Raw genomic sequence first — 12,521 nt, forward strand, 5'->3', positions numbered from 1 at the left:
CCGGTTCCATGCCGGCCGATTGGGTTCATACTGACAAGGTGCCGCCCAATGCCGACGACGTTCGTTCTCAGCTCGACCGCCTGCTCGCGAGCAGCGCCTTCGCAAGCGCGGACCGCTTGAGCCGCTTCCTCCGCTATGTCGTCGAGCGAACGCTTGCCGGTGAAGGGGATCGATTGAAGGAGTATGTCATCGGCCTCGAGGTCTTCGATCGCGGCGATCAGTACGACCCGCGTTTGGACTCGATCGTCCGGGTGGAGGCTGGACGCCTACGGGCCAAGGTAGACGACTACTACCGAGGAGATGGCCGCGACGACGATGTGATCATCCGGCTGCGGCGGGGCAGCTACGTGCCCCTGTTCGAACAGCGCCAGGCGCCGCCGTCCCCTTTGTCATCCCCCGACGCCTCGACGTCAAAGTCCACTGGCAAGGCGACCGGATGGCGACTTGCGCTCGGCATCGTCGCCGCCGGCCTGCTTCTCCTCGCCGTCGCAGCCTGGCGCACCGGCCTGTGGACGCCCGACGCGGCGCCAGCGCCCACCATCACCGTTGCCGTGCTGCCGTTCGCGCACTACTCCACTCACAAGGGCGACCAGCTACTTGCTGCACGCGTCACCGACGGCGTGACGAGTGAGCTTGCCCGCAACGGTGCGCTGGGCGTCGTGTCTCGCACGAGCGCTCTCCAATTTGCCAACGCTGGCAGGTCGCTGAGAGAAGTGGCACAGATGCTCAACGCGGACATCGTCATCGAAGGCAGTCTCGTGCGGGAGGGTGACCGCGTACGCGTCGAGGCTCGCTTGGTCCACGGCCGGCAGGACCGCAAGTTCTGGGTGCAGGAGTTCGTCGGAACCGTCGCGGAGATTCCCGAGTTGCAGCGTCGTATCGCAACGGCGGCTGCCGCTGCTGCTGCCGCTGCTGCGACCGGTACCAGTAGGGCCGCCTCGCCGAGGCGGCCGGTATCTCGCCGGCATCCGGACGGCGCGTTCGGCGAACGCGCCCTACCATCGTGAAGGTAGCGAGGCCTCCCGCGCTCATTCCTTGGGATATCCAGGATTAGCCTTGATCTCGCGAATCTGCAGAATGTGGCGCTGCGTGTGCGCCGAGATCATCAAGAACCACTGGTAAGCGTCCATGCTGCCGTTCACCAGGCGATGCGCTCGTAAGTCTTCCTGCGTCGTCTCCGCGAATTCGCGCATCTCCTTACGCAGTTTGCGAAACTCGGCAACCGCAGCCTTGTCGTCGTCCCAGCGGCCCGTGGGCAGGTCCGCCTGGACCGCTTGCTCGCGGTCGGTGCGGTCGATGCCGTACCAGAGGATGTCGGCATCCGAGATGCCAGACTTCCCCGTCGGCTGCTGCTTCATCGAGTCCTGAAAGCGCTGCCAGTATCTGGAATCACCCACGGCGAGATGCTCGGCCACCTCCATGATGGTCCACCGTCCGGGCCTTGTCCGATACTTCAGCTGCTGTGGTGAGAGGCCGTCGAGCTCGGTGAGCAGCCAGGACTCGGTCATGTCCAGGTGCGCGAGCAAATGCTGCCGGTCCCGGTCCGTCATCGGCTCGGCACGGGCCGGAGCCGCACCGGCGATGGTCGTCAACATCACCATCGACGCAATTAGTGTTCGCATAGCCTGCCTCAAACGCTACAATCCACCACGCCCCCTCCGGCCGTCAATACTGCCCTTCCCGATAGAGAACGAGGCCTGGTCTCTGATACCTTGGAACCATGCAGCACCTACTCGCGCTCCTAGCCATTCTGTTCATGATAGCCACGCCGGCCGCCGCCGACCGGCTGCCGACGACCGTTCTTCCCGAGCACTACACGCTGTGGTTCGCGCCAGACTTCCAGAAAGACAACTTCCGGGGCCGCGAGACCATCCGCGTGCAGATAGCAGAGCCGACGACCAGCATTACGCTCTCCGCGTCAGAAATCGAGTTCCGCCAGGTGCGAGTAACGGCCGGTGGGAAGAGCCAGGAGGCCAAGGTATCGCTCGATGAGAAAGCGGAGACCGCGACGCTGACCGTCCCGCAGGAGCTGTCCGCCGGTTCCGCCACAATCGATATCGAGTTCGTTGGCATCCTCAACGACAAGTTGCGCGGCTTCTATCTCAGTGAAGCCAACGGCCGGGAGTACGCCGTTACGCAGATGGAAGCCACGGACGCGCGCCGGGCGTTCCCCAGCTTCGACGAGCCAGCCTTCAAGGCCGTCTTCGAGATTTCAGTGATGGCAGACGAGGGAGACACGGTGATCTCGAACGGAGCAGAGATCTCGGATACACCTGGCCCCGAGCCTGGCAAGCACACCGTGACGTTTGCACCGACGCAGAAGATGTCGAGCTACCTCGTCGCGATGCTCGTTGGGGATTTCGTCTGTCGGGAGGGTACGTCGGACGGTACCGCGCTTCGAGTCTGTTCGACGCCAGACAAGAAGGAGCTCACGGCGTTTGCGCTGGAGGCTGCGCAACACCAGCTCGCGTTCTACAACGATTACTACGGCATCAAATATCCCTTCGGGAAGCTGGATATCGTCGGCGTGCCCGATTTTGCGGCTGGCGCCATGGAAAATGCCGGCGCGATCACCTTCCGCGAGCAATATCTTCTCGCTGATCCAGAACGCGCGTCGTTATCCGTGAAGAAGCGTATCGCCGCGATCATGTCGCACGAGATCGCGCACCAGTGGTTCGGCAATCTCGTCACGATGAAGTGGTGGGACGATATCTGGCTGAACGAAGGCTTCGCGACCTGGATGGCGAACAAACCGCTCGCGGTCTGGCACCCGGAGTGGCGCGTGGAGCTGGACGACGTCGATGCAAGCCAGCGGGCGCTTGCGCTCGACGCGTTGAGATCGACGCGCGCCATTCGCACGAACGTCGAGACGCCCGAACAGATCAACGAGGTCTTCGACGCTATCGCCTACCAGAAATCGGCGGCGATGTTGCGAATGATCGAATCCTATGTCGGCGAAGAGGTCTTTCGAAAGAGCGTGGCTTCGTACCTCGAGAAATACGCCTTTGCCAATGCGGCAGCGGAGGACTTCTGGGATGAGGTCACGCGGGTCTCCGGCAAGCCGGTCGACAAGATCATGGCCAGTTACGTGGATCAACCGGGAGTGCCTGTGCTGAGCGTGAGCAGTCGGTGCCAAGGATCCACGACGGAGGTCAGGCTGCGCCAGGAGCGGTTCATCGGCACGCCTGGCGCGACGCCAGCCACGCCACAAACCTGGACGCTGCCGGTCTGCCTGCGCGGCAGCAAGGATGCCGCCGTCACGTGCGAGCTCATGTCGCAGGCCGACCAGACGTTGACGCTTCCATCGTGCGGCGAACGCGTCTTCATCAATCCCGGCAGTCACGGCTACTACTTTTCGCAGTACGAGCCGCGCGCGCTCGCCACGTTCACCACGGGAGCCGGTGATCTCGAGGCGAGCGAGCGGCTCGGTCTACTCGGCGACGAGTGGTGGATCGTCCGCGCGGGTCGTCACGACATCGATGGGTTCGTCGACCTGACGGCGTCCCTGGCCGATGATCCGACGAGTGCCGTTGCCGAAAGCGTCGCGGACAGGCTCTCGTACACCGGTGAGTATCTCGTCGAGGAGCGTCAGCAGCCACGCTTCCAGACCTGGATTCGTGAAACGTTCGGACCTGCCCTGGAGCGGCTCGGACTCCCCGGCGAGTCGGCCGAGGACGCGGACCGCCAGAGCTTGCGCGCAGCGTATGTGCGGTTGTTGGGGATTGCGGGTGACTCTCCCGATGTGCAGCGGCGCGCGCGCGACCTGGCCATCGGCTACCTGTCAGATCCAGAGTCTCTCGACCCAACGCTGGCGCCAGACGTTCTGCATGTGGCGGCGCTGAACGGCGACTCGTCACTGTATGACCAATATGTGGCGCAGCTCGAACAGACGACGTCGGAGCCACAACAGTACTACCGCTACTTTGATGCTCTGTCCTACTTCAGAGATCCAGCGCTCGTACAACGAACGCTCGAGTTTGCCATGTCGGGTAAGGTGCGGACGCAGGACACCGGCTCGTTGATCGGAGACCTGCTGGCTAACCCGTGGTCGCGTGACGCGACGTGGACGTTCACCAAGCAACACTGGCCAACACTGATGAAGCGCCTTGGCGTATTTCAAGGGATCCCGAGCATAGTTGGGGCGCTTGGCGGCTTCTGTTCCGAAGCGGCCGCGGCGGACATCAAGACGTTCTTTGCCTCGCACCAGGTGGCTGCGGTTGAGCGAACGCTGCAGCAGTCGATCGAGCGTGTGGAGAGCTGCGCCGCGCTCCACACGCGGCAGTCGCCAGTGCTGACGAAGTGGCTCGAGCGGGCCGGCACGGGGCGCACCGCGTCGCGGCCATAGCCCACGAGACGGGGGGAATCGTGTTCCAGGGAGACCAAGACCCGGCCGGGAGATCGTTCGATGTGCTCGTTGTCGGCTCCGGTGCCTCGGGCGGGTGGGCCGCGAAGCGCCTCTCCGAGGCCGGATTGAACGTGGCGCTGCTCGACGCGGGGCGCAAGCTCACCCAGGCGGACTACCGGGAGCACATCCCTCGCTTCGAGTTGAAGTACCGTGGCCGGTCGGCGGCGTACGTCCGCCGAGTGCTCCCCGTCCAAGGAAGCGCGAACGCCGAATACACCGCCGACTGGTTCGCCAACGATCTCGAGGAGCCGTACACCTATCCCGAAGACAAACCATTTTCGTGGAGGGGGCGGTTACGGATCGTTGGCGGCCGCACGAATATCTGGGCTCGTCAGAGCTATCGCCTGAGCGATCTGGACTTCAAGGCGGCGTCACGCGACGGCTTCGGCATGGACTGGCCGCTCGGCTATCGCGATCTCGAGCGTTACTACGATCTCGTCGAAAGCTACGTTGGCATCAGTGGCCATGCAGAGGGCGTGTACGAGCTGCCGGACGGGCGCTTTCATCCTGCCATGGCCATGAGCTGCTCCGAGGTCACGCTTCGAGATCGCGTCAAGGCAAAGCTGGGACGTGTGGTTACGATCGGCCGGACGGCCAACATCACCCGGCCGCTGGGTAAGCGACAGCCCTGCCACTACTGCGGGCCGTGCGAGCGCGGATGCGTGACGCATTCTTATTTCAATTCCGCTTACACGACGGTGGCCGATGCGCTCGCCAGCAGGCGCTGTACGCTGATCGAGAATGCGATGGCGTACAAGGTGCTGATGGATCGGGACCGCCATCGCGCCCGCGGCATCCTCTACATCGACCGCATCAGCCGCCAGCCGAAGGAGGTCTTCGGCAAGGTCGTCGTCTTGTGCGCGCAGGCGCTCGAGTCGGTGCGCGTCCTCTTGAACTCGAAGAGCGAGCAGGACCCGTCTGGGGTCGGCAACTCGAGTGGCCTGCTCGGTAAGTATCTGATGGACCACATCATCTGCGGCGGCGCGCGCGCGGAATTTCCCGATGTGCCGGTCACTCCTTCGATGAGCGCGCCCCGGCGCCCCAACGGCATCTACATCATTCGCTTTCGCAATCGGCACAACGAGCCCGCGTCCAAGAAGTTCCTCCGCGGCTATGGCTACCAAGGCAGCGGCGCCGGGACCGACTTCAACTTCGACGCGCCCGGCTTCGGCCAACGCTACAAGCAGGCCGTCAAGCAAGCCGCACCATCGGTCGTCGGTCTCACCGGCTTTGGCGAGTGCCTGCCATACGAGGACAACTATGTGGAGATCGATCCGCAGGTGGTCGATACGTACGGTATTCCGGTGGTGCGGGTCCATGCGCGTTTCAGGGAGAACGAGCAGGCAATCATTACGGACATCGGCGACAGCGCGGCAGAGATGCTGGAGGCGGCAGGCGGCAAGAACATCCGTTTGACCGTAGACCGGACGAGGCCGTTTGGAGCGGCTATTCACGAGGTCGGGATCGCGCGCATGGGCTCCGATCCAAAACGCTCCGTGCTCAATGGGTTCCAGCAGTCCTGGGATGTCGAGAATCTCTTCGTGATGGACGGTGCGGGCTTCACGTCGAGCGCCTGCCAGAATCCCACGCTGACGATCATGGCGCTCGCGGTGCGGTCCTGCGACTACCTGATAGCGCAGGCCAAAAAGCACGAGCTCTAGGTAGGGCCGCCTCAGCCTGCCTTCCTGGTCGGCTGTGAGACGCAAGCTAGGCAACACCGAGGCGCCAGCGAGCACGGTGCCTTGAACCATGAACGCGCGTCGACTGAGGTCGGTCAACGTCAAGTCCCTCGATCAGCGCATCAGCGACAGCAGCCCGGCCATGGTGGCGACCTGACCTAGCCAGAAGAGGAAGGCCCAGCGAACGACGTCCACTCGCGTTGCCGCCATCTCCCGTCGGAGACTGGCTCCCAGGGTGGCTATCTCTTGGCGAAGCGCCCCGCCCTGGCCGGCCATGTCCTCGCGCAGCTCCGCACGCTGGTTGATCATTTCCTCGCGCAGCTCCACACGCTGGTTGATCATCTCCTGCCGAAGCGCCACGCCTTGACCGGCGATCGCCTCGCGCAGCTCCACACGCTGGTTGATCATTTCCTCGCGCAGCTCCACACGCTGGTTGGTCATCTCCTGCCGAAGCGCCGCACCCTGGCTGGTTATTACGTGGCAGAGCGCCGCACCCTGGGCCGCTATTGCCTGCTTCACATCACCCCTGAGCTCGGATATCTCTTGCTTCACACCGCCGATCTCTTGATGCAGCTCGACCCGGACTTTTCCGAGCTCCTCGGCAAGCATCGCGCCGAATCGCAAAGTACAGCTCTCGAGCACGTCAGCCTTCCAGCCCTCTCCGCAAGCGTCGATCCAGAGCCAGAAGTCCAAGGATGCTTCGCCGCCCATGCGCTGACGGACGGATGACGGTAGCGCGTTGTCCAACATCGCTGCGACTCACGTTTGTCTGCGTCCAGAGACCTGACTCCCGACGACGATGCCATCGTCGTCTCGGGCAAGTCAAGAGCCATTTACCTGCCGCTCGCGTGTCGCTTGGTGACCACACCGCTCAGGCGACGGGAGCGAGCGCAAAGGTCAAACGTGTGCGGAATTCACGTCGCAGCAGCCAGAGGCTCATCGCCATCTGCAAAACGATGGATACCGCGGAGAGGTACCAAACCCATCGCAGCTCGAAGCCGGGCAGACGCGAGACGTAGAAGACAGGAATCGCCACGCTGACGACGCGGAGACCGGACGTCATGAGCGCTGGAAGTGTGTTGCCCATGGCCTGGAACATGCTCGAGCTGACGAAGGCCATGCCCGAGGCGACGAACGTCCAGGAGAGGATACGCAAATACTCGGTGCCGACGTCGACCGCGCGCGCGTCTGATGAGAAGACCTGAATCATGGTCGACGAGGCGACCTGAGAGACGACCGTTAACAACACCATGGCGGCCGTGGCCATCACAACTGCCGCCGTGAACGTGTCTCGAACACGCTGCGCCTTGCCTGCACCAAAGTTCTGTCCAGCCACTGGCGCCACAGCAAACGCGAGGGCAACAACCGGCATGAACCCAGCCTGTAGCACCCGCATTCCTATGCCAAACCCCGCCTGGGCCGCCGCGCCGAACGGCCGGCTCACGGCGTACACAATCACCAAGTACACCGCCAGCAGGCCAAACTCGGCTCCCGCCGGCAGCCCAATCCTGAGCATTGCCCACCACTGCCTGAGGTGCGGCCTCCATTCGGTCGGCATGAACGTGAGGTAAGACGATGAGCGCAGGAAATACAGCGCGAGCCAAACCGTTCCCACAGCAATGGAGATGAACGTGGCGAGCGCGGCGCCGGTGACACCCAGCGGACGGCCAGTCACCCACCCGAAGATCAAAAAGGGCGTCAGGATGATGTTCATGACGATCGTCGCCGTTTGAACGACTGCGCCCGGCTTGAAATGTCCTGTGCCACGTAGCGCAGCGCTCATGCTGACCAAGCCGAATTGCAGGGCCATTGCCGGGATGAACCACAGCAGGTATTGGGTTGCCAGCGCGGTCGTTGCAGCGTCGGCGCTCAGCTGGCGGGCATACTCCGAATGAAACGCGAGCGTGACGAGGAGGAATGCCAGGCCGGCAGCCGCAGCCAGCGCCAACGACTGGTTGAACGCGAAGATCGCCTGCTCACGGTCCTTTCGGCCAGCCGCATGAGAGATGACGGTCGTGGTGCCAACGCCCAGCATTTGCGTGAGTGCCAATACCACGAACATCAGATTGCTGCTGACGCTGACCGCGGCGACCGCTTCCGTGCCTAGACGGCCAACCCAATAGAGGTCGACGAGGATGTACAACGTGTGGAAGATCATGGTGACCAGCATGAAGCCGCCGGTCTTGAGGAGATGGCGTGCCACCGAGCCTGTCGTGAGATCTTGCATGGACCGTGGGCGTCACTTCTGCGAGGGAGACGCGTTGCGTTCTACCCAGATCGGGCTGGACCAGGCCATCACAGGGCGCCCATCGACCAGCCCCTCCTGCTTGAGCCGCACATAGTAGAACGTGTCCATCGTCTCATCGAGGTCGGTGACCTCTCCCTCGAACGACGGCTTGCCTGGCGTCCAGCGATGGAACACGTCGTACGCCTGCCGGCGTCGGTCGTACTTCAACAGCTCGATCCATTCGAGCGGCGCCGTTCCATGCACCACCAGTGTGAGACGTGGAGTCGAGCTCCTTGTCACGCTGCGTCCCGGCATCGTGCCGTCCAGGCGAAAGTCGAGATAAATACGTTGCCCAGTGGTGCCATACGTGCGGCGATCGCGAAGCGCGTCGAAGATGGTCTCCCGGTCCAAGCGGGAGGCCCAGACCGCAGCCAGGCCCTTGCTCGGCTGTCCGGGCCGGGCCGAGTGATCGTCGGACGAGGCGATTGTTCCGAGGCGGAGGCCGGCTGTCCAGGCGTCGCGCGCGTAGTGCGGCCCGTCGGCGCTGACCGGGCCCGTCAAGGCTCGGTATTCGTCCGGCGTCTCCGGCGCCTGCCGCGGGAACCAATTCTTCCAGCGTTGCACCATCAGCATCTGGTCGTAGCTGAGGGGGTCCTTTGGGGCGTAGCGCTCGCTCTGACCGTGTCCTGAGTAAATCTCGATGAGCGGCCGGAGCGGATGGTCCTCGTCGAACACGGTTGCCGCTCCCCCGCCGCCGTCCGGCGTCCATCGGATTCCTGTGTGGTGCGGCACCGTGAACGCGCGATCGGTTGCCAGTCTGCGCCACAGCTCGCGGAGCGTGCCCATCTCGTGCTGGCGGTACAGCGGCGCCCGGGCGTTGGCAAAGTAGACGTTGTGGTGACCGTCGGGATGCGGGAAGCTGGCTTCGTAGCCGAGGATCGTCACGAATCGTCCTGGCTCGTCGTGCCGGCGCACGTTCTGTTGAATCTCCTCCCACTCCTCGCTTGTAATGCCCTCGTCTTTTCGGTCGCCCGTCGAATGCTCAGCTGGCGCGTAGAAATCGAGGTTCGCGTGGTCGCGGGCGAACACAAAGGCATTCTCGCCCACCCCATCCTTGCTGATCGCCGAGTGCGAGTGCAGGTCGCCCCAATAGAGCTTCAGCTCCGGCTCGCCACGACTGACGACGACCGGATTCGAAGGGAACCAGCCAAGCTCTTCGTTGCCGGCTTCGATCCGGTGCACACCCTCTGTCTCGAAGCTCACCGTCGACTCGGCGAACGTGCCGGTGCCGGTGACGACCGCCCGAGGCGACGCGGTCGTCCCCACAGGGCGCAACAGAACGTCCGGCGGCAGCTGCGTGGGATTCCCGAGGTGGTCCTCGGCCGCGACGTGCACGCGAACCGCTCGTCCGATCGCGCTCTGTGACGGCGCCGTTACCAGCAGCTTCTTGGGTGCATGCGCGGTTGTCGTCACCTGCGGGGCGGCCAAAGCACTCCACACCCGGTCTCCGGTGTCGAGCTTTGCGTGGAAGCGGGCAGTCTCCGCGAGAAACGAAGCGTGGATGGGCTTCTGGTCGGTGCCGTACCGTACGGTGAGCGCGTTCCCAGCTTGAAGCGTGCCTGACTTCAACGTCAGAACGATTTCCCGGGCAAAGCGATGATACGTTCCGTCGAAGCTTTGTTCGACGACCTCCAACGTCCATGTCGTCCCAGATGCCCCCGGGTCGAGGGTGCAGTAATCGGCGAGCTCCTTGGTCAGCAGGTCGTACGGTTGCTGTGCGTACATGCGCCCGTCGCGCTCGTGCTGGTGGAGAGCATGCGCCGTCCAACTGCCCGGTACATGGAACGAGAGCCGTGCGCCAGGCTCGAGCTGCCCCTGCTCGACGCGAAACGTGACCGTCAACGAGCCCGCCTGGTCAGCCTGCCAAGTCTCGGGTGTCGCGGTCACGGCCACACGCAGGTTGCCGACGAGCGTTTGACCGACGAGCCACGTGGCGGCTGCGACGAGAACCACGCCAGACAGCGCCACCGAACGCAAGGCAGGCCGCCCGATGCGAGGAACAGGAAGGGGTTGCTTCACGGCGCGAAACCTTGGAGACCGGTTGCCGCGGCAGCATATCCGAACCCGTGCGTGGCCGCAATTCCGCCCGAAAAAGGAACCGGGTACCTTTTCCACGTGCAACGATCTACCTCAACGACGTCGTCGGCCCGGGCCGCGATCGCTTCGTGGATACGCCCGAGTACAAGGTCACGGCAGTCCACCTCTCACGTGTCGATGGCGAGCCTCATACGTGACAACGCTCGCGTCTGAGCAGCTTCAGCATCTCCATGGCGGTACCAGGGATCAGGCCCACGACCACGGCGAGCCGTGCAGGTGTGGATTCCCAATGTCCACCATGAAGGACGTCGTACAGCTTGCCAGCCACAACGACTGCTCCTATTTCGTCTTGTTCTCGAACAAGAACAAGCCGCTCTTACCTGGTGCGACAAAGTCGCGATCGCCGTCGCCATCGATGTCTACGGCAGGCAACTGCAACCCGCCGCCAGCGCGGGTGCTGTAGTCGATGACGTGCTTGGCCCAGTCCACTTTGTTGCCGGGAAGGCGTATGCGCTCATACCAGTAGAGGCCGAGCGGCTCGCGCGCGCCAGGGTCGCCGCCGTTATGTGCCATGTATCGCTTGCCTGTCAGGAGACCGAGGGTTCCAGTGCCGCGGAGATCGACCAACGTCATCGCGTGAGCCTGCGACCAGCTCTCGTCGATCACGCGCCTGGTCCATGCGCCATCAGCCTGCTTTTCGAGCGAGAAGATGCCGTAGTCGTGTGCCATGGAGGTCACGATGGCCGGCGTGCCGTCGCCGTGGAGGTCTACGACATAAATGAAGCCGACATCGCCCAGCTTCCAATCGGGATGATATGTCCAATTGGCGGAGCGTGGATCGGCAGGCGCTTCGAGCCAGCCGCTCGGCGTGAGGATATCGTTGCGCCCATCACCGTTGACATCACCGACGCCAATGCCGTGGCCGTAGCTGTGGTCGCTGACCTCACGGCTCACGATACCCCCGTTGCCGCGCTCGTACCACGCAAGGGGCGCCTTGCGGTCGCCGAACTGCGGGAGAATCTCGACGGCGTCCCCGTCGTTGTCGAGGTCAACAAGGAAGGCGAACTCGATTGGATAGCCGCCTTGTACGACCTCCTCTTTCCATTCAGCCCCAATCGGGCCGGGGTTCTTCCACCAAGCCAGCTTCTTGCTGAACCAGCTGGCGGTGACGAGATCGACCTTGCCGTCGCCGTCTACATCCAGCGGCAGCGTCGAGAGGTCATCGATGTACTGGTTCTCGTAGTGGATCTCGCGGAAGCGATGCTTTGTCCACTTGGGTGCTTGATACCAGTTCTCGCCGGAGACAATGTCCAGCTTCCCATCGCCATCGATATCCGCGATCGCGGCCGATTCGCTGGCGCCGAGATCGAGCGTGTGCCTCTCGAACGGAATCTCTGCCGGGCGGCTGACCGCGAGCGACAAGGCGCCACCGAGGAGCAACATCGAAGCAGGCCACATTCTCATGAGCGGCTATTCTATTGCAGCTGCGGTTTCGGAGGATTCGCACGTACGGACAGCCGGCGAGTGCGGACCAGCGCGCCGCCCTCGAGGCACTGATCGAGCGATACAAGACGGCCTGGGCCCGGCAGGACACGGAAGCTCTCATTGCGCTGCACGCGGAAGACGTCGAATGGATCAATGCCTACGCCCGGTTGTTCCAGGGTGCTGCACCGCTCGCCGAATTCCTCGAGAACCGACTGTTCCCTGCCTTCAGTCCTGAAGTCTCGAAACAGGAGGTCGCGAACATGAGAACGATCTCCGTCCGCTATCTTGGAGGCGATGCAGCCGTGGTGCACATGTACACCGAGGGCACTCGGGGCGCGTCGCGCAACGAGAACGAAGACGTGCGCCGCACGCACATCCATCTCGTGCTCGCTAGCGACCCCGCCGGCTGGAAAATCGTTCACACGGCAATCATGGACGCCCGCTGAGCACTCACGACCCACACGTCGCCGTACGATACGGAAAGTCCACGCTGCGCGCCTTGCCGTCGACCGTCCCTTCAATGCGCGCCACGAGCCCATCGTCGTCTGTCTGCCTGTAGATGATCCGCTGCGGAAAGTCATGCGTCGGATTCTCGAACACCACTTCGCGCGCCTCGATGCGCGACGCC

The 12,521-nt window shown here is 63.4% G+C and carries 9 protein-coding genes; 4 read left to right on the forward strand and 5 right to left on the reverse strand.

The genetic code is table 11. The features are described 5' to 3' along the window. Positions 1 to 38: 38 nt before the first annotated feature. A complete protein-coding gene (locus GEV06_20200) occupies positions 39 to 1,007 on the forward strand; it encodes a hypothetical protein (protein MPZ20215.1) in 969 nt (322 codons plus the stop codon). A gap of 21 nt (positions 1,008 to 1,028) precedes the next feature. On the opposite strand, the gene GEV06_20205 is transcribed toward GEV06_20200, so the two are convergent. Further along, on the reverse strand, positions 1,029 to 1,622 hold the full coding sequence (locus GEV06_20205) for a DUF664 domain-containing protein (GenBank protein MPZ20216.1): 594 nt from the start codon (positions 1,620 to 1,622) through the stop codon (positions 1,029 to 1,031). A 98-nt stretch (positions 1,623 to 1,720) separates the two neighbouring features. Between GEV06_20205 and GEV06_20210 the strand changes: the two genes are divergently transcribed. Next, the gene (locus tag GEV06_20210; protein MPZ20217.1) at positions 1,721 to 4,345 is read left to right on the forward strand and encodes a M1 family peptidase; all 2,625 of its coding nucleotides are present in this window, start codon (positions 1,721 to 1,723) and stop codon (positions 4,343 to 4,345) included. Continuing rightward, positions 4,300 to 6,066 (forward strand): GMC family oxidoreductase, encoded by a 1,767-nt coding sequence (locus GEV06_20215; GenBank protein ID MPZ20218.1) that lies wholly within the window; start codon positions 4,300 to 4,302, stop codon positions 6,064 to 6,066. The genes GEV06_20210 and GEV06_20215 overlap by 46 nt, the downstream gene beginning before the upstream one ends. A gap of 132 nt (positions 6,067 to 6,198) precedes the next feature. Here the strand turns inward: GEV06_20215 and GEV06_20220 are convergent, their stop codons facing one another. The 4 genes from GEV06_20220 to GEV06_20235 form a co-directional block, all read right to left on the reverse strand. Further along, positions 6,199 to 6,834 carry a DUF1640 domain-containing protein gene (locus GEV06_20220; protein ID MPZ20219.1) on the reverse strand — a complete coding sequence of 212 codons (636 nt, stop codon included), beginning with the start codon at positions 6,832 to 6,834 and terminating at the stop codon, positions 6,199 to 6,201. A gap of 121 nt (positions 6,835 to 6,955) precedes the next feature. Beyond that, complete coding sequence (locus GEV06_20225) at positions 6,956 to 8,311, reverse strand: MATE family efflux transporter (GenBank protein MPZ20220.1); 1,356 nt, start codon at positions 8,309 to 8,311, stop codon at positions 6,956 to 6,958. A gap of 12 nt (positions 8,312 to 8,323) precedes the next feature. Beyond that, positions 8,324 to 10,324, reverse strand: a complete 2,001-nt coding sequence (locus GEV06_20230; protein ID MPZ20221.1) for a DUF3604 domain-containing protein — start codon at positions 10,322 to 10,324, stop codon at positions 8,324 to 8,326. 423 nt (positions 10,325 to 10,747) lie between these two features. Beyond that, entirely contained in the window at positions 10,748 to 11,872 is a 1,125-nt protein-coding gene (locus tag GEV06_20235; protein ID MPZ20222.1) for a VCBS repeat-containing protein, read from the reverse strand. Between the two features lie 8 nt (positions 11,873 to 11,880). Here GEV06_20235 and GEV06_20240 point away from each other — a divergent pair, with 8 nt between their 5' ends. Then, positions 11,881 to 12,339 carry an SgcJ/EcaC family oxidoreductase gene (locus tag GEV06_20240; protein ID MPZ20223.1) on the forward strand — a complete coding sequence of 153 codons (459 nt, stop codon included), beginning with the start codon at positions 11,881 to 11,883 and terminating at the stop codon, positions 12,337 to 12,339. The last annotated feature ends 182 nt before the right edge of the window (positions 12,340 to 12,521 follow it).

The organism is Luteitalea sp., from assembly GCA_009377605.1.
In the GTDB taxonomy this organism is placed as follows: domain Bacteria; phylum Acidobacteriota; class Vicinamibacteria; order Vicinamibacterales; family Vicinamibacteraceae; genus WHTT01.

Bases quoted from the DNA above. Each gene is read 5' to 3' on its own strand.
- GEV06_20225 (MPZ20220.1), bottom strand. From the start codon at position 8,311: ATGCAAGATCTCACGACAGGCTCGGTGGCACGCCATCTCCTCAAGACC.
- GEV06_20210 (MPZ20217.1), top strand. From the start codon at position 1,721: ATGCAGCACCTACTCGCGCTCCTAGCCATTCTGTTCATGATAGCCACG.
- GEV06_20205 (MPZ20216.1), bottom strand. From the start codon at position 1,622: ATGCGAACACTAATTGCGTCGATGGTGATGTTGACGACCATCGCCGGT.
- GEV06_20220 (MPZ20219.1), bottom strand. From the start codon at position 6,834: ATGTTGGACAACGCGCTACCGTCATCCGTCCGTCAGCGCATGGGCGGC.
- GEV06_20235 (MPZ20222.1), bottom strand. From the start codon at position 11,872: ATGAGAATGTGGCCTGCTTCGATGTTGCTCCTCGGTGGCGCCTTGTCG.